This is a genomic window from Pantoea sp. BJ2, assembly GCF_040255075.1.
GTDB lineage: Bacteria > Pseudomonadota > Gammaproteobacteria > Enterobacterales > Enterobacteriaceae > Pantoea > Pantoea leporis.
This window is the reverse complement of the sequence record NZ_CP158292.1, coordinates 119,523-143,909: the sequence shown is the minus strand read 5'-3', so window position 1 is coordinate 143,909 and position 24,387 is coordinate 119,523. Positions and strand designations below refer to the sequence as shown.

Sequence of the window (24,387 nt, the reverse complement as noted above, 5' to 3'; positions counted from 1 at the left end):
TTACTTCTTGCCGGACTTGCTATCAACTTTTGGGTTGAGACGACGCCACGCATGACGTTTCAGCATCACCCATGCACCGCCGCCGACCAACGCTGAAAGCAGCAGCGCCGCCAGCGCCATCAGCACCGAATGCTGGTTGGCATACCACACCACCATCATGTACCACGGCATTTCGCCGCTCGGGAATTGCGGGCCAACGCGGAAGCTGCGAATGCCGTTCTCATCGGTGATGATGGCGGTATCGCCGCGAATCCCGGCGTTGATGCGTGCAGAATTCAGGTCTTCATGCAGGCGCAGCAGTTGCTGATCGCTGGTCGCCACCGTCATCACCACTAAGCGATCCGGGTTCCACGGCGAGCGATAGCTGACAAAGCCGCGCCACGCTTCGTTGGAGGAGAAGTAACGATCGGCATCCAGCGGCTGGCGATACCAGTCGCCGGTCAGCCAGCCACGCAGTTTGTCCCAGGTGGTGGGCTCTTTCACGCCCAGCGTGTTGCCGCTGGTATCGAACGGCGTGTTCGCCAGCATGGCCTGGTTGAACTCGTTGTTCTGCGTGGTGCTCACCGCCAGCAGATCGCTCTGCTGCAGGCGCGTCATGTTGGTGCCGCCGTTTGGCAGGCCAAACAGCACCTGATTTTGCAGCAGCGGTACGCCGGTAGCGTTACCGGCGCGTGAGGCCATATCCAGCAGCGTGGCGATCTCCGCATCGCTTGGTTGTTCCGGCAACAGCAGCGTGGTCTGCGAGAAGTCCGCCAGACGCGAGAACGGGAACGAAGCGCCAACAAAGTAAGAGAGATTCGGCAGCATGGTGAAGTGGCGCGTGTGGCTCAGATCGATCCACGAATCCTCTTCAATGCGGCTCTTAATGTTGTTGTTCAGCAGCACGCCGCACGGTGCATCCGCTTTCGGCTTGATGTTGAAGTAGAGCGCCAGCTGATTGTCACCGTAAATCAGGTACGGTTCGAGCTTCAGGGTGTAATGCTCCTGACGCGCGTCGCCGCCCAGCCGATGCCAGGCGCTCTCCAGCAAGCCGACTTTATTCACCGTAAGATTGCGCAGGAATGTGCCGTTAATCATGACGTTGAGGAACGAGTTGTCCTCATCAATCCAGCTTTCGGATGGGAAGCGATAGTGCAGCTCCACCGGAATGGTGTCGCCATCCCACAGGAACAGGTCTGGCGCCGCGCGGAAGTTGACGCTCAGCGCATCGTGCCAGATGCCAGTGGTGGTCAGGCTCTGATCTTTGCGCAGCAGTTCGCTCAAACGCACCGGGCGCATGGTGTTGATCCAGCGCGGCGCATCGTACGGCTTACGTTCACCTATCGGCTGCGGCTGCACGTTAAGGCTGCTGGCATCGGTCGCCAGCGGCTGAGTGGTTAAACGGTTAGCGGCCTGACGTAGCTGATCGTCATTCGCGCCCACCACCAGCAGCAGTTTGTAGACCGGATTGTTCGGATTATCGATCACCTGCAGCAGCGGACCACTGGTGGCTGGCAAGGTTACGGTACCAATTTTGTCGCCCGGATGGCCGACCAGAATGCCGTTGTGTTCAGGCAGATCGCCGCGCACCACCGGGAAACGGATGCCACGATAATCCGACTGAATGCCCATCCACGATGCCACCAGCGCAGCGGCGCTGATGCTGTCCGGCGCGACATTGGCGGCAAAGCCAAAGGTGACGCTGGCGGGCGTCATGCGCTGCGCATCAATAAACGGACGCGGGAAGTTACGCAGGCTGGTGCCGATGTTCAACTGCTGCCCTTCGAGGCTCAGCGTGGTTTTCGGCAAAATCGACACCTGATACTGCTGCGCGCTCTCTTTCTCGCACAGCAGCTTGTCGGCATCGTTAATCTTGAAGCTGAGGTTATTGCTGGAGACCACCATCGCCGCCGGAATATCCAGCTGGTAATCGCTGACATCGCTGTCGCTGGCGCCCAAAGGCAAGGTACCCAGCGGCTGACCGTTCAGCATCAGCTGCAGCGAGGTGTTACGCGCGGCCAGCGCCGCCGAGACGCGCAGCGACAGATTAAGACGCGCGTTGGTGATCACTTCATCGCTGGGCAGCGTGAACATGATGCCGGATTGCAGCTGGCCGCCGGTCAACGTAATGCCGCGCGGCTGGCCCATTTGCGCCACCGAAACGGTGCTGCTGATTGGCTGGTTAAGCGTCACGGAAGACGTTTCTGGCATCATCGCCGGTGCGGTTGGCGCTACCGTTGGCAGCACCATTTCTGGTGCGGCAGCAGGTTCGCTGGGCGCAGGTTCAGCAGGCGCGTTGTTTTCCGTTGTCGATGCGGCTTCCGGTGCGGTTTCGGGAGCGGTTTGCGGTGCGGTTTCCGCTGGCGCATAAGGTGCAGCGCCCGCTGCCTGTTGCAGCTGCGGATCGGCAGCGCTTTCGATGCCTTGCGGCGGCGGCACGTCTGAAAGTGCAGCGCTATCCTGAGTGACTGGCGGGGTTTCGGCCCACGCTGGCGCGAGCAGCAGCGCCGTTGCCAGCGAGCTTGCCAGCAACCTTTGCGTCAAATTCTTCATGCAGCGCTGTCCTCTTTTACTGCGGGCTGGTTGTCACGCTTACGCTTCTCACGGCGATCTTTCCAGGTCAGCCAGAACAGCTCAAAGACGGTACGAATAATGGTGCCAAGCGAAACCAGTGGATTGTCTTGCTTATACTCCGGCTGAATCCACGCATCGGCACGCGCCAGTACCACGCGCACCAGCTCACGGCGGCGCGACAGCGGCATATCGCCAAAGCGCAGACGGATGCTCTCCTCATCGCCGGAGATTTTGTTCACCGGAATGGTGATGGTGCCCGACTTCAGCAGCAGATCGATCTCTTCAATTTCATCGTGCTCGTGACGATTGTCCGGCGCATCCAGCTGCGCGCCGCCCATCGACAGATCGCTGGTTTTCGTGCGTGACGAGATGCCGCTGGCGTAGTGAATCACCGCCGGGATCTGCACTTCAATACGGATGGTTTTACGCACCTGCTTGGTTTCGCGCGCCACGGCAATCGCCGCCATCAGGATAACCAGGCTGAATACCGCCCAGCCGACGTTGAGCGCAATAACGTAAGGATCAACGCCAAAGTAGTCATGCGCGGTGGCGCGCACCACGCCCGCGATGATGCCGATCGACAGCAGCACCGCGACAATCACATGTGGACGCACGATGTGGAAGTCGAAGAAGCCCTGATCGAGCAGGCCGCCTTTATCCGTTACGTTAAACTTACCGCGCTTCGGCGCCAGCATGGTGAGCAGCGTTGGGATGACGAGGTGGAAGCACATCACGGTTTCGTAGATTTCGCCCCAGAAGGTGTAACGGAACTTGCCGTTCATTCGCGAGTTGACGTAGAGCGACATCACCAGATGCGGCAGGACGTAGGCGAAAATCAGCGAGGCTGACGAATGAATGATATTCAGGTTAAACAGCAGGTAGGCCAGCGGTGCCGTCAGGAACGCCACGCGCGGCAAGCCAAACTGGAAGTGCAGCATGGCGTTGAGGTAGCACAGACGCTGCTGCCACTTCAATCCACGGCCAAACAGCGGATTATCAACGCGGAAGATCTGCGTCATGCCGCGCGCCCAGCGGTTACGCTGCACGACGTGCAGGCCAAGACGCTCGGTCGCCAGACCGGCCGCCAGCGGAATCGCCAAAAAGGCCGATCCCCAACCGCGACGCTGCATTTTCAGCGCGGTATGCGCATCTTCGGTCACGGTTTCCACCGCAAAACCACCGATCTCTTCCAGCGCGCTACGGCGAATCACCGCACAAGAACCGCAGAAGAAGGTGGCGTTCCAGTTATCGTTACCCTGCTGCACCGGGCCGTAGAACAGTGAACCTTCGTTCGGGATGCTGCGCGCCGCGCGCAGGTTACGCTCGAACGGATCCGGTGAATAGAAGTAGTGCGGGGTTTGCAGCAGCGCCAGCTTTGGATCTTTCAGGAACGGACCGACCGTCGCCTGCAGGAAGGTGCGCGTGGCCACGTGATCGCAGTCGAAGATGCAAATCAGCTCACCTTTGGTGATCTTCATCGCGTGGTTGAGGTTACCGGCTTTAGCGTGATTATTGTCGTCACGGGTGATGTAACCCACGCCAACATCGGCGGCAAATACCGCAAACTCACTGCGCTTACCGTCATCCAGCAAATAGACCTTCAGCTTGTCACGCGGGTAATCAATACACTGCGCCGCCAGCACGGTATCACGCACCACATCGAGGCTTTCGTTGTAGGTTGGAACATAGACATCCACCGTCGGCCACAGGCTGGTATCATCCGGCAAAGGTTCGATGGTGCGTTTTAATGGCCAGGTGGTTTGCAGGAAGCCGAGAATTAAGATCAGCCAGACATAGAGTTCGGCCAGATATAAGCCGATACCGAGAATCGCTTCAATCTCAGAATTAAATTGCAGCGTCTCCGTAGTACGCCACCAGATATATCGGGTCGACATCAGCGCGGATAAGATAACCATAACGATGGTTATTTTGCGGCTTTTGCTGAAGCCCAGTAAAAACATCATCCCGATGCTGATTAAGCCAAATATATATTGCTTCTGGCTGTCCATAGGCGTGATGACGATTACCGCCGCCACCGGTGCAAGCACCAGCAGCAGCAGGTAAAACCCGAGTTTACTCATGATTCACCCTGAAGAAGCTGTGTTGTTATTATGTGGCCGGAGTCGGCCTCATTATTAATAGTGGCTGCGAAAAGGTGCCTGAACTTCGCCGTTACCCACGGTGATATCCAGGATATTGGCTACGCGTTTTGCCACTAATTCGATATCAAACGCAGCTGCAGACGCTGGGCTGAAATCATAAACCGATTGTTGCGAGGCATTGGCTTCCGCGACGCTTTCATCACGATGAACCACGCCTAATAAGTTCTCACCCAAGCGCTGCTGCATAAAAGCGGTGACTTCACGGCTAATATTGCGGCGGTTATCGCTCTGGTTAAGGACAAAATAGTGACCACGTTTATTATTCAGCGGCCGACCGATCATGCGGTCATTTTCTATTTGCGGCAGCAACGAGACCGATGCGGTATCCGCTAACATCACCACTAAATGCATATCGGCAAGTGCCTGCATTGCTTTAAGCGCCGGACCCGGACCGGGGGGAAAATCGGCGATAATCACCAGTCCCGGATAATTCAGCACCGTATCCAGCCCGCGTTTCAGGAAATGCGGATCTTTTACCAGGTTCTCTTCAAAGCGTTCACGCTGCTCTTCGCTCACCTCGCCATACGGCATGACGAAAATATTGCCGCCGGTGGTCAGAATCGATTGGCTCCAGTCAGCCTGATCTTCAGAGCGTGCCACAAAGCCGCGACCATCATTCAGCGGTACACCGAAATGCAGGCGCAAGGCGTTCTGAACATCGAAATCGATTGCCAATACCTTGCTGCCAGCGCGAGCCAGACTCCACGCAAGGTTGGCCGCCATGGTGGTTTTCCCTACTCCCCCTTTTGGCGAGCACACACAAACTAACGGCATAGCGCAATCTTCTCCAGTAGCGGTTTTAACGGTGTTTCTTTTGACAGGTTAGCCGGCTCGGCTGGACGCGAGCGGAACAGCGCACCAAAGCGAGACGGGGCCGGCGCAGCCGGACGTGCCGGTTCAACCGCAGCGGCCAGGGTTGGCACAGGCACTGGCGCGATTGGCGCGGGAGCTGCCGGTGCGGCAACAGCAGCAGGCTGAGCGGCTGGCGCGGCGGCAGGTTTTGCTGGTGGAAACAGTGAGGTTGTCGCCTGGCGCTCGACCAGCGTGGCTTTCGGCGCTAATGGCGTCGCAGAGGAGAGCGGCTTAACCGACGGCGCGGGCGGAAACAGCGATGAGCCGCTCTCCGGTTGCGCGGCGGCAGGTGCGTTCAGGCTATCGAGAATCGATGCGCGCGTCGGGCTGGCTGGTGCAGCCTGAGCCGGTTCCGGCGGTGCGCTGAATTCATCCCCGCGAATCGGCTGTGGTTGCGGCATATCAATGCGCTGACCGCTGCCTAATTCAGGCTCTTGTTCGGTGGTCAATTGACGCAGTAACGCCCACTGACTTTGATCGGCTTCCTGCGATTGACCGGACATATCCTTAAAAGCGATGTCAAGCGTCTGCGTTTTCTCTTTAAAACGCTGCAGATCGTCGTAATTCTTCATGATCAGAGCCTGTAAAAGCGGGAGAGAATTTTCCGCGAATATATCACACACATTAAAAGACGGTGAGACAAATCTGATTACTAAAACAGCGCATTCAATAAAACAATTCTATCTTTAAGATTGAAAAAGCGGGAATGCAAAAAGCATGCAGTTATTTATGGACGGAGATTAATTAGTATCAATTAACAGAAATAATCACGCAGGGGATTTTAACCTAAGCTACTGAAAAACCTCTACTGCGCTGCAAGTTATGGATTTTATTCCACAGTGACATTGCTCACACAATGATGATGAAAATAGGAATTTGCCTTTACGCTATATATCTTAATCAGGACCAATTGTTCACAGATGCAGTGGCGTAATGCTTTTGCCAGTGCTTTCGCGGTAACCCTTTTTGTCGTTAATTTATCTCATGTATTAATCAGCAAAAAGAAAGGCTCCCGCAGGAGCCTTGATTCATTTATGGCAGTAATTTATGACACGCCTACCGGCTGATTTTCATCCTGATCAACCGCGAAGCAGGCGATTTGCTGATCGCCATATTGCTTCAGTTTTGGCTGCAGCTGAACGCAGGTGCCAAAACGACGACGGCAGCGCGCGTTAAACGCACAGCCCGGCGGCGGATTGAGCGGGCTTGGCAACTCGCCCGTCAGTTTGATGCGCTCGCGGCGATCGTCCGGGTTGAGGCGTGGTGTCGCCGACAGCAGTGCCTGCGTGTAAGGATGACGCGGATTGCTGAAGATCGCCTCTTTGCTGCCCTTCTCAACGCAGCGGCCGAGATACATCACCATCACCTCATCGGCGATGTGTTCCACCACGGAGAGATCGTGCGAGATGAAGACGTAGGACAAGCCTAAATCCTGCTGCAAATCCATCATTAGATTCAGCACCTGCGCACGCACCGACACGTCGAGCGCCGAGACCGGCTCATCGGCGATCAGCACATCAGGATCGAGCATCAAACCACGCGCAATAGCGATACGCTGACGCTGGCCGCCCGAGAACATGTGCGGATAGCGATCGTAATGCTCGGTTTTCAGGCCAACCTTCGCCATCATCTCCAGCGTTTTTTCCTTGCGCTCCGCTTTGGTCAGCGAGGTGTTGATCACCAGCGGCTCTTCCAGAATCTGGCTGATTTTCTTACGCGGATTGAGCGAGCCATACGGGTTCTGGAACACGATCTGAATTTTCTGGCGACGCAGTTTCTGCGCCTGCGGATCGTGTTTCAACAGATCCTGACCGTGCCAGAACAGCTGGCCTTCGGTCGGGGTTTCAATCATGGTCAGCAAGCGGCCCAGCGTGGATTTACCACAGCCAGACTCGCCGACCACCGCCAGCGTTTTGCCGCGTTCGAGGTTGAACGAGACGCCATCCAGCGCTTTGACCAGACGTTGCTGGCCAAACAGACCTTTCTTCACCGGGTAGTGTTTTTTCAGGTCAATCGCCTGCAGCAGGTAATCCTGCTTATCGTTATCAAGACTCATAAGTCGGTCTCCCGGCATCATCCAGTGGGAAGTGACATTTGGCCTGGCGGCCAGGAATGTCGCGCAGCTCCGGCTCTTCGCGGCGGCAGCGATCGGTCACATACGGGCAGCGCGGATTTAACAGGCAGCCGGTTGGGCGGTCGTATTTACCCGGCACCACGCCAGGCAGCGAGGCCAGACGCGCTTTGTCGGCAGCAAACTCCGGCAGCGCGCGCAGCAAGGCTTGCGTGTAGGGATGACGCGGCGCTTTGAAGATATCCACTGCTTTACCGCTCTCCACCACTTGTCCGGCATACATCACGATGATGTGCTGAGCCGCTTCGGCCACCAGCGCCAGATCGTGGGTAATCAGGATCAGCGCCATATTCTCCTGCTTCTGCAACTCCAGCAGCAGTTCGATGATTTGCGCCTGAATGGTCACGTCGAGCGCGGTGGTCGGCTCATCGGCGATCAGCAGCTTCGGTTTGCAGGCAATCGCCATCGCGATCATCACGCGCTGGCTCATCCCGCCCGATAGCTGGTGCGGATAGACATCCAGACGCGATGCCGGGTCGGGAATGCCCACCTGATCGAGCAGATCAATCGCACGCTGACGACGGGTACGTTTGCTGCCGCCCTGATGCACCTTCAGCGCTTCCATGATCTGGAAACCCACGGTGTAGCAAGGGTTGAGGCTGGTCATCGGGTCCTGGAAGATCATCGCTACTTCGGCGCCCACCAACTGGCGGCGCTCTTTTTCGGAAATTTTCTGCAGGTCGCGCTGATTGAATTCCAGTTTCTCGGCCATCACGCGGCCGGGATAATCGATCAGGCCCATAATCGCCAGCGAACTGACCGATTTACCGGAACCGGATTCCCCGACGATGCCGACTACCTGGCCTTGCTCGACCTGATAGCTTATGCGGTCAACCGCACGGAACGGTGTTTTTTCGTCGCCGAAATGCACCGATAATTTGTCTACATTTAATAACGCCATCTCGGTGCCTCTTTACTGCTTGAGTTTCGGGTCGAGTGCATCACGCAAACCATCGCCCATGAGGTTGAATGCCAGAACCGTTAGCAGAATGGTCACTCCAGGGAATGTCACCACCCACCAGGCACTTTGCGCATACTGCAACACGTCGGAGAGCATGGTGCCCCACTCCGGCGTTGGCGGCTGCGCCCCCATACCGAGAAAGCCCAACGCCGCCATATCGAGGATGGCGTTGGAGAAACCTAATGATGCCTGCACGATCAGCGGTGCCAGGCAGTTAGGCAGAATATTGATGAACATCTGGCGCAGCGTACCGGCACCCGCCACGCTTGAGGCGGTAACGTAGTCGCGGTTAACTTCAACCAGCACCGCAGCACGCGTCAGACGGATATAGTGCGGCAAGGCGACGAAGGTAATCGCCAGCGAGGCATTAACGATCGACGGACCGAAGATTGCCACCAGCACCAATGCCAGCAGCAGGCTTGGCAGCGCCAGCATGATATCGACCACACGCATAATGATGGCGTCAACCACGCCGCCAAGGTAGCCGGCCATCAGGCCAAATATCACGCCGAGAATCAGCGACAGCACGACGACCATGCAGCCAACCAGCAGCGACAGGCGTGCGCCGTACATCAGGCGAGACAGCACATCGCGGCCCACGTCATCGGTACCGAGGATGTAGCTCCAACTGCCGCCTTCCTGCCAAACTGGCGGATGCAGCAAGGCATCACGGAATTGCTCAGCCGGTGCGTGCGGTGCCAGCACATCAGCAAAGATAGCGATTAACAGCATCAGAACGATGTAAACCAGGCCGATAACCGCGCCTTTGTTACGCCTGAAGTAGTGCCAGAATTCCTGCAACGGGGTCATCGGCTTGGGTGCAGCAGTTACGCTTGCGGGATCAACAGCAGACATGATTCCCCCTTATTTCTTATGACGGATACGTGGATTGACCACGCCGTACAACAGATCAACCAGCAGGTTGACCACGATGATCAGAATCGCCACCAGCAACACGCCACCCTGCACCACAGGATAGTCACGGCGTTGCAGCGCTTCGATCAGCCAGCGACCGAGTCCCGGCCACGAGAAGATGGTTTCGGTCAGAATCGCACCGGCCAGCAGCGTACCAACCTGCAAACCAATCACGGTGACGACCGGCAGCATGGCGTTACGCAGCGCATGCACCACAATCACACGCATACGCGTCAGCCCTTTGGCGCGCGCGGTGCGGATGTAATCTTCACCCAGCACTTCCAGCATCGAGGAGCGCGTCATACGCACGATCACCGCCAGCGGAATGGTGCCGAGCACGATGGCCGGCAGAATCATGTGCATCACCGCATCTTTAAAATCGCCCTCTTCGCCCCAGAACAGCGTATCGATCAGCATAAAGCCGGTGAGCGGATGACTGTCGTCGAGGAAGATGGTGTCGCTGACGCGCCCGGAGACCGGCGTGAGGTTCCATTGCACCGAGACCAGCATGATCAGCATGATGCCCCACCAGAAAATCGGCATCGAGTAACCGGTGAGCGAGATGCCCACGGCAGTGTGATCGAAGATCGAGCCGCGTTTTACCGCGGCCAGCACACCAACAGGAATGCCGACAGCGACCGCGAACAACATGGCGCAGATGCCCAGTTCCAGCGTAGCTTTGAAGCGTGGTACGAATTCGTCCCAAACCGGGATACGGCTTTTCAGCGAGATGCCGAGGTCACCGTGTAAGACGCCGTTGATGTAGGTGATGTATTGCTTCCACATCGGCTGATCGAGGCCAAACTGCGCCATCAATTGCGCGTGACGTTCAGGAGAGATACCGCGTTCGCCAGCCATGATCAGTACCGGATCGCCGGGGATCAAGTGGACAAACGCGAAGGTCAATAACGTGATACCGATGAACGTTGGGATGACAAGGCCCAAACGTCGGAGTATGAATTGCAGCATAAGCCTGGTTCTCTGACATTTCCCACAGCGTTACCGCCGGGGACAACATTGCTCAACACTCGCAGCCAGCCGAAGGCGGACGCGACGCAAGAAGCGCTTCATTAGTAGAATTTGCCGGAAAAAAAGAGCGGAATACGGGCGGCGAAGGTGCCGCCCGAGGGCCAGCAATGCTGGCCCTGACCGCGATAATCCGAAAGGTTATTCCTGGATATCGACGTTTTCGAAGTGATGTTTACCTAATGGATCAACCACATAACCAGAGACTTTCTTACTCACTGGCTCGTAGACGGTTGAGTGAGCGATGATCAGCGCTGGAGCCTGGTCATGCATCACTACCTGAGCCTGTTTGTACAGTTCAATACGTTTGTTGTGATCGGCTTCAGCACGGGCTGGCTGAATCAGATCTTCAAACGGCTTGTAGCACCAACGTGAGTAGTTAGAACCGTCTTTCGCCGCTGCACAGCTGAACAGCGTGGCGAAGAAGTTATCCGGATCCCCATTATCACCGGTCCAGCCCATCATCACGGTCTGGTGTTCACCGGCTTTCGCGCGCTTCAGGTACTCGCCCCATTCGAAGGTGACGATTTTGGCTTTCACGCCAATTTTCGCCCAGTCAGCCTGAACCATTTCCGCCATGCGACGTGCGTTCGGGTTGTATGGACGCTGAACCGGCATTGCCCACAGGTCGATGGAGAAACCATCAGCCATACCTGCTTCTTTCAGCAGCGCTTTGGCTTTCTCAGGATCGTAAGCGTAATCTTTGATGTCGTCGTTGTAGCCCCACATGGTTGGTGGGATCAGGTTTTTCGCGGCCTGGCCAGCGCCCTGATAAACGGCATCAATGATGGCTTGTTTGTTCACCGCCATGGTCAGTGCCTGACGCACCTTCACGTTATCCAGCGGCTTTTTCTCGGTGTTGAACGACAGGTAACCGACGTTCAAACCAGGCTGTTCCATCAGGTTAATTTTGTCGTCTTTCTTCATGCTGGCGATGTCGGCCGGGTTCGGGTACGGCATGACCTGGCACTCGCCTTTCTGCAGTTTCGCATAACGCACAGAGGCGTCTGGCGTGATGGAGAACACTAAGCGATCAATCTTCGGCTTAGTGCCCCAGAAGTCTGGGTTAGCTTTATACAGAATGCGCGAGTCTTTCTGATACTGCTGCAGTACAAACGGACCGGTGCCCACTGGATTGAGGTCCAGCTTCTCAGGCGTGCCCGCTTTCAGCATGTTGTCGGCATATTCTTTAGAAATGATTGAGGCGAAGTCCATGCCGAGGTCAGCAATGAACGGCGCTTCAGGACGCGTCAGCGTGAAGCGTACGGTGTAATCGTCAACTTTTTCGATTTTGGCGATCAGCTTAGGCATGTCCATGCCTTCGAAGTATTCGTAGCTGCCGCCAGAAACACCGTGATATTTGTTGTTTTTGTCGAGCTGACGCTCGAAGGAGAACACGACGTCATCGGCATTGAAGGTGCGGGTTGGCTTGAAGTCTTTGGTGGTTTGCCACTTCACGCCCTGACGCAGGTGGAAGGTATAAGTTTTACCGTCCGCGCTGACATCCCATTTTTCTGCCAGACCTGGCTGCAGCTCGGTGGTACCGGTTTTGAACTCAACCAGTCGGTTGTAGATCGGTACCGAGCTTGCGTCGTAGGTGGTGCCCGATGTGAAGAGCTGCGGGTTGAAGCCTTCCGGCGAACCTTCTGAACAATAAACGAGGGTTTTCGCCTGGACACCAGCGGCAACGGTCATAGCAATCAGGCTGAGACCGACCTTCAGCATCCTGGATTTAGCCAGGGAGTTGATCATGTTTTGCTCCATTGTGATGTGATGTTGTGTGCGTCGCCCGACCTCTGATTTTTTTATGCGGTTCGGGCAGGTCAATTAAGAGTAAGCAAAATGTGAGCGGTTATTTTTTTGTGCTGGCACCGTGGAATCTGTCAGACACGTCCTTCTCTACATTTTATTGACGCATCAATTTGTCAACAGTTGCAATGAACGTCAATACAGTGTGGGGTTATTTACATAGAGTGTGACTAAGTGCAAGCAACGATAAAAAACACCCTTCACAGCCTAAGCCAAAATTAAAAAAGGTGATAAAGCGCTCAATGCCGCGTGATTATCTGGCTATGTAGTCAAATAGCAGTGATTATCACCGCTAAAAAACACACAAAACTTATTGGTAAATGTTGAATATCTGAACGATTCTGCGTGCGTTATGACGTTCAGGCAGCGGAATGTGCTAGGGAAATGGCATAAGAAATCAGCATGATGCATAAACCGGTCATAAGAAGAATGTTTCGCGAATTAAGCCTGCGGGTTCCATTTGGCGTGGGGTGCAAGCTTGAAAGTCGGAATAATAGTGATCATTTTTGATTTGAGAGATGGAACGGTTGTATGTACGGGTTTTGCTGATTATTGGTGCGTTGCTCAGGAAAGGCGGCTCGAACGCAAAGTCGGCGTGAATACGTCCCTATAGCCTCGACCGCCGCATCCCTGCGGCGGACGCTTTGCTAACCGAGCCGCCTCCCCATCGCCTGAACGATGGGTTTCGCTTTAAAACAGAGCGCAGCGGAATTTGATAAGGATGGGATACGGGCCGCGGAGTAAAGCTTCCGGCGCATGGACAAAAACGCCGGGAGCGTTTTTGAACAACGCGCAGCGTTGGCCCGCGAAGCGGGCGAGCCTCAGGGATGAGGCGAGTAACCGTCGGCAGAGCCCACAGGGATGTGTCCACGGCGACTTTACGGAGCGGCCCGTATTTCATCCTGATACGCACCGAACCAGTGAAGTAATCCACGCATATTACAGACGAAAAAAAACCTGCTTATAAAAGCAGGTTTCTTCAAAGATGGTCGGCGAGAGAGGATTCGAACCTCCGACCCACTGGTCCCAAACCAGTTGCGCTACCAAGCTGCGCTACTCGCCGATGGGGGCGCATATTACTGCGCTGCTAAAAAAGCGTCAATGCCTTTTACTGAAAACCCAACTGATCGCCTGGAAAGCAAGCAGCGGTCAACAACCCCAAAAAATCACAGCGCTTTAGCAGGCGCGGCCGCTGGAGCTGAACACCAGTTGTTTGCGTCTTTAATTCCGCCGTCCGGCGAGGTGTAGCCCAGGCAACCCATGATGGTGTCGAACAGCTCAACATGGCGATGGGTTTTACCCACGCGCTGCTGCGCCTGTAAACGCTCGAAGTTGCTGCGGTTGGTTGGATCTTCAAGATACTTATCAGAAGCCCACACCATCATCGGTACACGGAACTGCTCCGGTGGCGCCATCTCGCGCGGCGTACCGTGCAAGTGCATATTCTCGCTGATTGATTCACCGTGATCGGAGGCGTAGAAGACAATCGCCTTCTTATCACGCAACTGATCGAGCACGCTATCCAGCATGGTATCAACATACAAAATCGAGTTGTCGTAGGCGTTAATCAACTGCGCCTTACTGCACTTCTCATCAACGCCCATGCACTCCGGCTGATAGCGCGCGAAGTCTCGCGGATAACGTTGTGAATAAAGGTAGTGCGAGCCTTTGGTGTGCAGAATCACCACGTGCTTGCCTTTCGGGAAGCGCTGTAACGATGCCTGCAACTCCGGCACTAACAGCATGTCATCGACCGCTTTGCCCTGATTACGCTTCTCTGAACCAATCTGCTCACGGAACGAGAAGTTATTGGTGTCAGCGTTATCGTAGAACCACACTTCGCTCTGCATCGCGAACAGCTCAGAGGTGAAGCCCAGCTCTTTCAACACGGCGAAAACGTTTTGTTCTTTCAGCGTGCGGCCCGGATTATCCATGGTGCCGCCTTCGCGCACGAACATGCAGCGCAGCGATAGCTTGGTGGCGGTATCACAAGATTCACCACGGAACGCGACCAGGTTCTTCTCTTTCGACAGCTTCGGCGTGGTATCACGATCGTAGCCGAGCATGCCCATGTGATCCCAGCGCGTGGTTTCTCCAATCACAAACACCATATAGGTATCGTCGAGGCCCGCAGGCGCGACGTAAGTAAACTCTTTTGCCGGATCGAGTAACTTCTGGCCATCCCACTCTTCATCAACTTTGGTCCAGGCGAACAGGCCCAGCGCGGCAATCCAGTTGGATGGCAGATACGAGTGCGCCACCACGCCGCCATAGCTCGGCAAATCGATGTTGGTGATCTCTTCATTCACCTTCTGCAGCTTGTCGAAATAGCGAATCGGCAGCCAGACCAGCGCCACGCTCAGCAGCATAATGGCTACCGGCTTCAAACGTTGCCCTGGCGTTTTAAGTTGTTCAATCAGTGTCTGGCTAAGCTTATTGCGCCAGATAAGCAGCAGCGGCAACGCACTCACCAGCACCATCCACAGCACGAAATGCAGACCAATCACTTCTTTAGAGAGATCGATATCGGTGGTCATCACCGAGGCGATAATGCCGTAGCCAATCACCACGTTGAAGAACGCCATGTAATAGGCGGCGGCAACAGAGATGATCACGGTGAGTGTGGCGAGAATGCGGTAAACCCATTTGCCGCCCAGCGACAGCAAGCGCATCAGGAAGAAAGTCAGCAGTACCGCTGCCATCACTTCCGCCGCTGCAGAGAGCCAGTTAGAGATATTGGATTTCGTTAAGAAGCCGTCAAAGCGGCGATAAAATATCGGTAAATTCAGTAAGATACCGAGATATAACGCAAGCAGCAGAGACAGCTTTTGCTGCGTTAAACTTTTAATATAATTCATGAAAATTTTCTATTCCCGACCTGGTGTCGTTGTATCAACCGTTATGTGACTGTTTAAAGACAGCAGAGTTCGCTAAACCGCATTAAAAGCGTGACGCAAGATGCAGGATCGGGACGATTCCGACTGGCGAAAGGGCGATGGCGCGAAGCCGAGCAGTAGAACATTTAACCAATGGTAAGACCAGACAAATTTTCTAATCGAACCGGTTAGCGTTTTATTCTGATGTGAAAAAGGCTCCCGCAGGAGCCTGTTATCGTGAATAACATCAATTAGTTGATGATGTTCAGCGTCACGTCGATATTGCCACGCGTTGCGTTTGAGTATGGGCAAACGATGTGTGCCGCATCTACCAGCTTCTGCGCTTCAGCTGCATCCATCTCTGGCAGATGAATATTCAGTTTGGCTTCAATACCGAAACCGTTCGGGATTGGGCCAATGCCAACTTCGCCTTCAATCCACGCATCTTTCGGCATCGAAATCTTGTCGCGGCCAGCCACAAACTTCATCGCACCGAGGAAACACGCTGAATAACCTGCAGCAAACAGCTGCTCTGGGTTAGTCACTTCACCGCCTGCGCCGCCCATCTCTTTTGGCACGCCCAGTTTTACATCCAGTACGTTGTCGGAAGAAGTAGCACGACCATCACGACCGCCGGTAGCTTTAGCTTTTGCAGTGTAAACAACTTTTTCTAAAGACATAATAACCTCATTAATTCGCTATATAATCGCGCACTACTTATTATGCGCAAACCTGAACGTCATCTTTTGGGTTGTCGGGACAGCGACTTCCCCTGTTTATTAATTGGCGCGGTAAAGGCTATCGCGCAACTCGTCTAACTGAGCTTTCAGAGATGCCATCACCTGGTCATCGCAGGCTGTTGCGCACTGAATGGCTTCCGGAATACTTTCTGCTTTGTCACGCAACGCACGACCTTCATCGGTCAGCGTTACCACAACCTGACGCTCATCCTGACGGGAACGCTGGCGATGCAATAAACCCGCGCTCTCCAGACGTTTCAACAGCGGCGTCAGCGTAGCTGAATCAAGAAACAGCTGCTCGCCAATCTCAGAGACCGTCACATCGTCCTGACTCCACAGCACCAGCATCACCAGATATTGCGGATAGGTAATCTCCAGCTTTGATAGCAGCTGGCGATAGACTTTGTGCATCGCGAGATTCGCCGAATACAGTGCAAAGCAGAGCTGCTGATCTAACTGAAGTGGCGCCTGCTTCACTTTTTTGTCATCTTGATTACTGTTCATGGGTTTCAATATAAATAGCGCGCTAGATAATTGCAAGCGACTTTTCTCTGGGAGAGTGAAATATGCGAGATTCACTGGAAGAGCACGCGCGCCGTTATGCCACTGAGGCGCATGCCGCTGCGGGTCAACGTCGCAAATACACTGACGAGCCTTACATTGTGCATCCGGCGGCCGTCGCCGAATTAGTGCGTAGCGTTACCGGTGATGAACAGATGATTGCCGCCGCCTGGCTGCATGACACGGTAGAAGACACGCCCAGCACCATTGACGATATCGAACGCCATTTCGGCCCGCGTGTGGCGGAACTGGTGGACCAGCTCACCGACAGCGCGCAGCCTGCGGCAAAAAACCGCGCCGCACGTAAGCTGGCGCATTTTCGTCATACCGCCGATGCCTCGCCCCAAGCGCAAACCATCAAGCTGGCCGACATCATCGACAACACCCGCGCCATCGTGCAGTACGATGCCGACTTTGCGCGCGTCTATCTGGTGGAAAAGCAAATTCAGATTCAGCTGTTACGCCAGGGCGATAGCCATCTTTGGCGGCAGGCAGAGCAAACCATCAAACAAGGGCTTGCGCAGTTAGCGCAACCGCCGTACAGCGTGCCGGAGAGCTGGTTCGTTAAACAGGCAGCAAAGTATGGCGCCATAAATTAAAAAACCCGCCATCAAGGCGGGTTGGATCATCCCGAAAAAGGGATTACTCCAGCAGCTGACGCCCTAAATAAGGGTTGGCCTGCAACAACTTCATCAATTTACGCGCCGTAGCGGAAGGACGTGTACGTTGCGCCTCCCAGCTTTTCACTGACGAAACGCTGACACCCATCACACGGGCAAATTCGTCAACCTGCATGCCGGTCATCTCGCGTAAACGCTGCGGCTCGGGAACTGTAGTCTGATTGATTGAAATTTCTGATACGGATGGCTTCGCGTCACGTGTCAAAACAATCTGCTCAAGGCTGCTGAGCAACTCGACCATGGGATCTTTTAATTCCATAGAGAACTCCTTAAAAACTCACTATGAAGCACGTGAAAGTAGAGAGGTAAGCGCCACCAGGCGCTGAAACCGGACGATCAGGCTGTATCCCGAAGCGGTTTCGCATAGTTATTATCAAACCGATGCGGGACACAGCCTGTTGAGCACTGCAAAAGATGTCAGGGCAATGCAACAATAGTTCGGGTTTCTAAGTATGGGACATATCCCCGACTTTGCTGCCAGATTCCTGATTATTTTTTATTCTTTCTTATGCCACTTGTGGGTCGATCACCATAAGCAATTGACCTGCCTGCACTTGCTGCCCAGGCTGCCGCGTCAGACTATGGATTTTTCCACTGACGGGCGCGACGATCGGGATTTCCATCTTCATTGATTCGAGAATGCCGACCGTGGCCCCCGCACTGATTTCACTGCCTTCCTCCACCACCCATTGCCACACGCTGCCCGCCACCTGGCTCTCAACGGGATGACAACCGGCTGGCACCACACTCTCTTCGCTGCTCTGCGCTTGCAGCTGGCTATCGAAGGTAAACTGCCCTTCCGCTCGCCAGCGCGCCAACTCCTCATCAAACGCCTGCTGGCGCAGCTGCTGGAAGGCATCAATCTCCTGCGCGTGCTGCGTCAGCATCGCCTGATACTCGGCGAGGCGGAATTCACCCTGTTCCACGCGTAGCGGATAATCGCCCCACGGGAAACGCTCACGAATCTGCAGCAACTCGTCGGCATCTACCGGATAAAAGCGTATTTGATCGAAGAAGCGCAGTAACCAGGGCTGGGTAAACGCAGCTGTAGGGCGATCGCGGTTCCACATCTGCATAGTGCGTCCAACAAACTGATAGCCGCCCGGCCCTTCCATGCCGTACACGCACATATAAGCGCCACCGATACCGACTGAATTTTCCGCCGTCCAGGTGCGCGCCGGATTGTATTTGGTGGTCACCAGGCGATGGCGCGGATCGAGTGGCGTAGCCACCGGCGCACCGAGATAGACATCGCCCAATCCCATGACCAAATAAGAGGCGCTAAATACGATCTCTTTTACCGATTCAATGCTATCCAGCCCATTGATGCGGCGAATAAATTCAATATTGCTTGGGCACCACGGCGCATTCGGTCTGACGGATTGGTCGTAGCGCACAATCGCTTCACGACAGGCCGCATCATCCCAGCTAAGTGGCAGCCAGACGGTGCGCGCAGGCACGGCCGCATCGGCCAGGCTACCCAATGCTAAATCAGCGTGCAATATTTGCGCCACTCGCTCACTTCTGCCACACATTTGTGCGTCATAATGAATTTGTAGCGAGCGGATGCCAGGCGTCAATTCCAGTTGCCCCGGCAGCGGGTGCGCTTCCAACCATTGCATCAGCGCATGCACGCGAAAACGCAACGCGATATCCAGTTGTAAATCGCCATATTCCACCAGCAGAAAACGGTCGCCCGCCGCCCGAATACTGAGCGAAGGACGTTGCTCCGTTGCCGCATGATGGTGCAGCACCGGATCAATTAAGGGCAGCGCCGCGTTCACTGTAATCGGTTGAGATTGCAGTTTGATGATCACGTCACGCTGCGCCTGCGCCAGTTGATCGGCGGTGGCAAGTTCGATCGGCTGGAACTGGATGCGATCGCCAGCTTTCAGCTGCCCCAGCTTCCACAGATCGGCTTCGATCACCGTTGCCGGACAAACAAATCCTCCCAGCGATGGGCCATCCGGGCCGAGGATCACCGGCATATCGCCGGTAAAATCCACGGTGCCGAAGGCGTACGCATTGTCGTGGATGTTCGAGGGATGCATGCCCGCTTCGCCGCCATCGCTGCGTGCCCAGGTCGGTTTGGGGCCAATCAGGCGAATGCCGGTGCGGCTGGAGTTGTAGTGCACTTGCCACTCAGCGGCAAAAAATTCCGCGATGTCATCATCGGTGAAGAAGGTTGGCGCGCCATGCGGACCGTAAATCACCCGCAGCTGCCAGCTGCCGTTCAGTGACGGCAGCAAATTATCCGGCAAGCTGGCCGCTGTCAGCACCTGCGGCGCGGCGAGATGCAGCACATCACCGGCGCGCAGCGCGCGTCCGGCATGACCACCAAATTTGCCGAGGGTGAAAGTGCTGCGGCTACCCAGATAGCGCGGCGTATCGAGGCCACCGGCCAGCAGCAGATAGCTGCGGCTGCCGTCTCGAACTTCGCCGAGCGTCAGCGTTTGCCCGGCCTGCGCCGTCAGCCGCTGATGCATCGGTATCGTTTGTTGATCAAGCTGCGCGGCAATCGGCGCGCCGGTCAGGACAAAACTGCAGGCCTGGTTGAAGCGCAGCGTCGGGCCACGCAAGGTGATCTCCAGCCCGGCGGCCTGCGCATCATTGTCTAACAGGCGATTACCCAGCTGGAACGCGCGGCTGTCGAACGGACCGGAAGGCGGCACGCCAACATGCCAATAACCGATGCGGCCCGGCGCATCTTGCACTGTGGTTAAGGTGCCGCCGCTGAGAATATCCAGCGTTGGCGGCTGCCACTGCAGGGTGCCGAGCGTGGCGGTGATGATGCGTCCCTGCTGCACGTCCGGCAGCGTGCACAGCTGGCGCAGCCATAGCAAATTGGTTTCGATGCCGTACAGTTCGGTGGCGGATAGCGCCTGCGCCATGCTGCCTAGCGCGCTGGCACGGTCTGCGGCATGTACAATAAGTTTCGCCAGCATCGGATCGTAAAATGGCGAAACCTCCATGCCGCTCTCAACGCTGCTGTCGATGCGCAGCGTAGCGCCCTCAATCGTAGTCGGGAACTGCACATGGCTGAGCAATCCCGCGCTGGGCTGGAACTGCTTAGCCGGATCTTCGGCGTAAAGCCGTACCTGAATGGCGTGACCTTGCACCACCGGCTGCAAATCGGCCAGCGGCGGCAATCTTTGCTGCGCCAGTTCTACCATCCAGCGCACCAAATCAACGCCATACACCATTTCGGTGACGCCATGTTCCACCTGCAAACGCGTGTTCACTTCGAGGAACCAGAACTGCTGGCTGGCATCGTCATAAACATATTCCACCGTGCCCGCGCTGCGATAGTTCACCGCCCGCGCCAGCCTTACGGCGGTGGCCTGCAACTGCGCGCGCACCGCAGCGCTCAAGCCCGGTGCGGGCGTCTCTTCCAGCACCTTTTGATTGCGGCGCTGGGCCGAGCAATCACGCTCGCCGAGCGCGATGACTTCACCTGCGCCGTCGCCAAAAATCTGCACTTCGATATGGCGCGCACGCGCAATAAACTTCTCTAAAAACACGCCATCGTCGGCGAAGTTGTTGCCCGCCAGGCGCTTCACGCGGGTAAATGCCGCGTCGAGCTGTTCGGCATCGTCGCAGCGCTGCATGCCAATGCCGCCGCCGCCCGCGGTGCTTTTCAACATGACCGGATAGCCAATCTGCGCCGCCATCTGCTGCGCCTCGGCCAGCGAAGACAGTAAGCCGCTGCCCGGCAGCAGCGGCACATTATTCTGTTCAGCCAGCGCACGCGCGCTGTGTTTCAGGCCAAAGGCCGCCATCTGCTCGGCGCTCGGCCCAAGAAAATGCACGCCCGCCGCTTCGCAGCGCGTGACAAACTCCGGATTTTCACTGAGAAAACCGTAGCCGGGATGCAGCGCCTGCGCGCCACTCTGCGCGGCTATCGCCAGCAATTTATCCTGATTGAGATAAGTGTCTCGCACCTGACCTTCACCGAGCGACCAGGCTTCATCCGCCAGACGCACATGGCGCGCATGACGGTCGGCTTCGGCATACACGGCAATCGCCCGGATATTCATGGCTTGCAGGGTTCGAATAATGCGCACGGCAATCGCGCCACGGTTGGCAATTAATACGCGATCAATCATGACTGAATACTCTCGTTGCGGCAGGTCGTCCTGCGTAGCATTGACGGCAGAAAACGGGTCGTCCCGTTGCGTCAGAGAATTACCACACGCTGACTAAAATCGGCGTTGGGTTGTAACCGTTGCAGGGATTATTGAGCTGCGGGCAGTTGGAGATCAGCACCAGCACGTTGATGTGCGCCAGCATCTCGACATATTTGCCCGGCGCAGAAATGCCGTCGGCAAAGGTTAATCCGCCATCCTGCGTCACCGGCACGTTCATGAAAAAGTTGATGTTGTGGGTGATGTCGCGGCGCGTCAGGCCAAACTCCGGCTGTTCCGCCACCGCCAGCATCCAGCTATCGCGGCACGAATGCATATGACGCTTTTCCAGGTCATAGCGCACCGTGTTGCTCTCGCACGAACAAGCGCCGCCGAGCGTGTCGTGACGGCCGCAGGTATCGGCAGTGATGGTCAGTATTGGGCGATCAAAGTTCGAGCGCAGCACGCTGCCGGCCGTCAGAAACACATTGTTTTGCCCGCGCAGCGTGTCGCTCATGCTGTAGCGTTCGGCGGTGTCATCAGCATTGAAAAACAGCGTATCGGCGGCTTGATTGCCTTCAAGATCGGTGATGCGTAGCGTTTGGCCCGCCTCGATGCGCTGCAGCCAGTAATCACCGGCATCAATTTGCTGCTGGAAGCGCGCTTCGGCTGGATTGCGCTGACTTTCAATGATCATCACATTTCTCCTTGCAGTTGATACAGCGCGTTATTGCGCAGACCGCGCTGATTCTCGTCGCGCTCGAGACACATCGCCGGCAGCGGCGCGTGTTGCGCATCCAGTTCGATCTGCACCGGCTGGCGCGGATAATCCTGCGATGCGCTGAGCGGATGCGGGCAAGTGTGCAGCAGCACCAGCGTGTCCATCGCGAAACGTAAACGCACGCTGGCACCCGCCGCGCCCTGACGTTCCAGCTGCAAAGTGCCACTGTCGTCGGCGCGCACCTGCGCAAACAGATTGAGGCAGGACGCCATATCGCGCTGGCCGAGCCCATATTTGGCCAGCTCGACGAGAAAACTGTCGTAGCCATTTTGATGGCGCAGATTGCGCGCCTGCTGATAGGTGCTGGCACCAAAACGCGCGGCGGTTTGTGCGGCATTCAGCGTGCCGCACACGCTCTCGTGCCAGCCGAAGCTGTCGTGTTCGATGCCGCAGAAAATACGTCCCATATCTGAATAGAGACAATGACCGGCGGTGAGGCGGAAAGTGTGCTGGCACTTCAGGGTGTCGGGCGCGTTATAGCGCTCCAGCAGGTTTTCCGGGTTGTAAAACAGCAGGCCGACGTTGGCGCCACCTTCGACATCGGTGAGGGTCAGCGCGCTACCGCTGCGCATAACCAGCGACCAGTGTGCGCCGCTCGGCAACAAGGTTTGATAAGGCTTCATGGTTTTCTCCTTTAGGCGACCTGGGGTTCGGATGGCTGTGCGCGATCCAGCGGCAGATCGTAAGTGATGGTCGCGCCCCAGGCTTCAGGCGCGTGCGGATCGTGGCGCAGCTTGTCGAACACCAGCAGACGCGATGCAAGGCTAAATCCCTCTTTCAAATCGTGGGTGATCATGAAAATGGTCAGGTTATGCTGCTGCCACAAACGGGTGATCAGCTGTTGCATCTCGCTACGGATGCCGGGATCGAGTGCGCCGAAGGGTTCATCGAGCAGCAAAATGCGCGGCTGCTTCATCAATGCCTGCGCCAGCGCCAGACGCTGCTGCATGCCGCCCGACAGCTGATGCGGATATTTATTCTGTGCCTGTTCAAGCCCGACCTGCGCCAGCATGGCCTGCGCGCGCTGGCGAATCGCCTGGCGTTTCTTTCCCCACACGCGGCCCAGCCAACGCGCACTGCTGAACTCGTCGCCCAGCATCACGTTGCCCAGCACCGTCAGATGCGGAAACACGGAATAACGCTGAAACACCACGCCGCGATGCGCATCCGGTTCGTCAGGGATAGGTTCGCCATCCAGCAACAGCTGGCCTTTGCTGGGCGCTTCAGTGCCCAGCAGCATATTCAGGAAAGTGGTTTTGCCGCAGCCGGACGCACCGACAATCGCCACAAACTCGCCCTCTTCAACCTCGATGTTGAGGCGCTCCAGCACCACTTGCTGGCCGTAATGTTTCTCAAGGTTTTTCAGTTGCAGTAACGGCATCGCTCGCCCCTTATTTCGCGTGATACCACGGCCAGCAGCGACGGCTAACCAGCCGCAGCAACAGGTCGAGCAGGAAGGCCAGCAGCGCGATCCACGCCACGTAGGGCAGAATCACATCCATTGCCAGATAACGCCGCATCAGGAAGATGCGATACCCCAGGCCTTCCGTGGCGGCGATGGCTTCGGCGGCAATCAGAAATAGCCACGCCGACGCCAGCGACAGCCGTACCGCATCCAACAGGCGCGGCATCAGCTGCGGCAGGATCACGCGCCATAAAATCTGTGCGCTGTGCGCGCCGAGCGTCTGCGCTTTCACCAGCTGCTCGCGTGGGATCTTCTGCACCTGCAGTTGCAAATCGCGGGCAATCAGCGGCGTAATGCCGATGACAATCAGCACCACTTTCGATACTTCGCCGAGACCAAAACAGATAAACAGAATCGGCAGAATCGCCAGCGGCGGCACCAACGCAAACAGCGTCACCAGCGGCGCCAGCACCGCACGCACCACCGGCAGCGCGCCGGTGAACAGACCCAGCGCCAGCGCCAATAGCGCGCTGATCGCCACACCACACAGCAAACGCAGCAGACTGGCGGCGGTATCGCTCCACAACAGATATTCGCCAGTGCGCGGGCTGGGCTGAAATGCCATGCGGCTGATGGCGTCGCCCATGGCGTTAAAGCCCGGCAACAGCTTGTCTGCCGCATTCAGGCTGAGACGCGCCTCCGACGCGAACAGATACACCAGCAGCAGCGCCAGCAGCGGCAGAACGCCCAGCAGCAAGCGCCCCAGCGGCAGCGGTTGGTAGTTGATCAACTTACGCATCGGCATCGCCTC

19 protein-coding genes and 1 tRNA gene are annotated in these 24,387 nt (G+C 56.3%); 1 reads left to right on the top strand and 19 read right to left on the bottom strand.

The genetic code is table 11. From position 1 onward, the window contains the following. The 13 genes from bcsB to AAF463_RS00575 all read right to left on the bottom strand — a co-directional run bounded on the left by bcsB (position 1) and on the right by AAF463_RS00575 (position 16,529). A complete protein-coding gene (gene bcsB / locus AAF463_RS00635) occupies positions 1-2,532 on the bottom strand; it encodes a cellulose biosynthesis cyclic di-GMP-binding regulatory protein BcsB (protein WP_192236866.1) in 2,532 nt (843 codons plus the stop codon). Then, complete coding sequence (bcsA, locus tag AAF463_RS00630; protein ID WP_101763798.1) at positions 2,529-4,634, bottom strand: UDP-forming cellulose synthase catalytic subunit; 2,106 nt, start codon at positions 4,632-4,634, stop codon at positions 2,529-2,531. The genes bcsB and bcsA overlap by 4 nt, the downstream gene beginning before the upstream one ends. A gap of 54 nt (positions 4,635-4,688) precedes the next feature. Continuing rightward, positions 4,689-5,489 (bottom strand): cellulose biosynthesis protein BcsQ, encoded by an 801-nt coding sequence (bcsQ, locus tag AAF463_RS00625; protein ID WP_101763799.1) that lies wholly within the window; start codon positions 5,487-5,489, stop codon positions 4,689-4,691. Then, a complete protein-coding gene (gene bcsO, locus AAF463_RS00620) occupies positions 5,480-6,139 on the bottom strand; it encodes a cellulose biosynthesis protein BcsO (protein WP_101763800.1) in 660 nt (219 codons plus the stop codon). The genes bcsQ and bcsO overlap by 10 nt, the downstream gene beginning before the upstream one ends. 473 nt (positions 6,140-6,612) lie before the next feature. Beyond that, positions 6,613-7,623 (bottom strand): dipeptide ABC transporter ATP-binding subunit DppF, encoded by a 1,011-nt coding sequence (dppF, locus tag AAF463_RS00615; RefSeq protein ID WP_101763801.1) that lies wholly within the window; start codon positions 7,621-7,623, stop codon positions 6,613-6,615. After that, on the bottom strand, positions 7,613-8,599 hold the full coding sequence (dppD, locus tag AAF463_RS00610; RefSeq protein WP_008104610.1) for a dipeptide ABC transporter ATP-binding protein: 987 nt from the start codon (positions 8,597-8,599) through the stop codon (positions 7,613-7,615). Before dppD ends, dppF begins: the two co-directional genes overlap by 11 nt. Positions 8,600-8,611: 12 nt before the next feature. Further along, the gene (gene dppC, locus AAF463_RS00605; protein WP_110867893.1) at positions 8,612-9,514 is read right to left on the bottom strand and encodes a dipeptide ABC transporter permease DppC; all 903 of its coding nucleotides are present in this window, start codon (positions 9,512-9,514) and stop codon (positions 8,612-8,614) included. A gap of 9 nt (positions 9,515-9,523) precedes the next feature. After that, entirely contained in the window at positions 9,524-10,543 is a 1,020-nt protein-coding gene (dppB, locus tag AAF463_RS00600; protein ID WP_110867892.1) for a dipeptide ABC transporter permease DppB, read from the bottom strand. A 198-nt stretch (positions 10,544-10,741) separates the two neighbouring features. After that, positions 10,742-12,352, bottom strand: a complete 1,611-nt coding sequence (gene dppA / locus AAF463_RS00595; protein WP_101763804.1) for a dipeptide ABC transporter periplasmic-binding protein DppA — start codon at positions 12,350-12,352, stop codon at positions 10,742-10,744. Between the two features lie 1,043 nt (positions 12,353-13,395). Further along, positions 13,396-13,472, bottom strand: a tRNA-Pro gene (locus AAF463_RS00590). 103 nt (positions 13,473-13,575) lie between these two features. Then, a complete protein-coding gene (eptB, locus tag AAF463_RS00585; protein WP_271460924.1) occupies positions 13,576-15,267 on the bottom strand; it encodes a kdo(2)-lipid A phosphoethanolamine 7''-transferase in 1,692 nt (563 codons plus the stop codon). A 269-nt stretch (positions 15,268-15,536) separates the two neighbouring features. Further along, on the bottom strand, positions 15,537-15,965 hold the full coding sequence (locus AAF463_RS00580; protein WP_101763806.1) for an organic hydroperoxide resistance protein: 429 nt from the start codon (positions 15,963-15,965) through the stop codon (positions 15,537-15,539). Positions 15,966-16,064: 99 nt separating this feature from the next. Beyond that, positions 16,065-16,529 carry a MarR family transcriptional regulator gene (locus tag AAF463_RS00575; protein ID WP_101763807.1) on the bottom strand — a complete coding sequence of 155 codons (465 nt, stop codon included), beginning with the start codon at positions 16,527-16,529 and terminating at the stop codon, positions 16,065-16,067. Positions 16,530-16,591: 62 nt separating this feature from the next. Between AAF463_RS00575 and AAF463_RS00570 the strand changes: the two genes are divergently transcribed. After that, complete coding sequence (locus tag AAF463_RS00570; RefSeq protein WP_350261373.1) at positions 16,592-17,185, top strand: HD domain-containing protein; 594 nt, start codon at positions 16,592-16,594, stop codon at positions 17,183-17,185. Positions 17,186-17,228: 43 nt separating this feature from the next. Here the strand turns inward: AAF463_RS00570 and AAF463_RS00565 are convergent, their stop codons facing one another. From AAF463_RS00565 to AAF463_RS00540, 6 genes are all read right to left on the bottom strand, one after another. After that, on the bottom strand, positions 17,229-17,525 hold the full coding sequence (locus AAF463_RS00565) for an HTH-type transcriptional regulator (RefSeq protein WP_008104629.1): 297 nt from the start codon (positions 17,523-17,525) through the stop codon (positions 17,229-17,231). 247 nt (positions 17,526-17,772) lie between these two features. Beyond that, positions 17,773-21,372 carry an urea carboxylase gene (gene uca / locus AAF463_RS00560; protein ID WP_350261372.1) on the bottom strand — a complete coding sequence of 1,200 codons (3,600 nt, stop codon included), beginning with the start codon at positions 21,370-21,372 and terminating at the stop codon, positions 17,773-17,775. 79 nt (positions 21,373-21,451) lie between these two features. After that, on the bottom strand, positions 21,452-22,087 hold the full coding sequence (locus AAF463_RS00555; protein ID WP_350261371.1) for an urea amidolyase associated protein UAAP2: 636 nt from the start codon (positions 22,085-22,087) through the stop codon (positions 21,452-21,454). Further along, the gene (locus AAF463_RS00550; RefSeq protein ID WP_192414359.1) at positions 22,087-22,794 is read right to left on the bottom strand and encodes an urea amidolyase associated protein UAAP1; all 708 of its coding nucleotides are present in this window, start codon (positions 22,792-22,794) and stop codon (positions 22,087-22,089) included. The genes AAF463_RS00555 and AAF463_RS00550 overlap by 1 nt, the downstream gene beginning before the upstream one ends. A gap of 11 nt (positions 22,795-22,805) precedes the next feature. Next, entirely contained in the window at positions 22,806-23,552 is a 747-nt protein-coding gene (locus AAF463_RS00545) for an ABC transporter ATP-binding protein (protein WP_350261370.1), read from the bottom strand. 10 nt (positions 23,553-23,562) lie between these two features. After that, positions 23,563-24,375, bottom strand: a complete 813-nt coding sequence (locus tag AAF463_RS00540) for an ABC transporter permease subunit (RefSeq protein WP_350261369.1) — start codon at positions 24,373-24,375, stop codon at positions 23,563-23,565. Positions 24,376-24,387 lie beyond the last annotated feature (12 nt).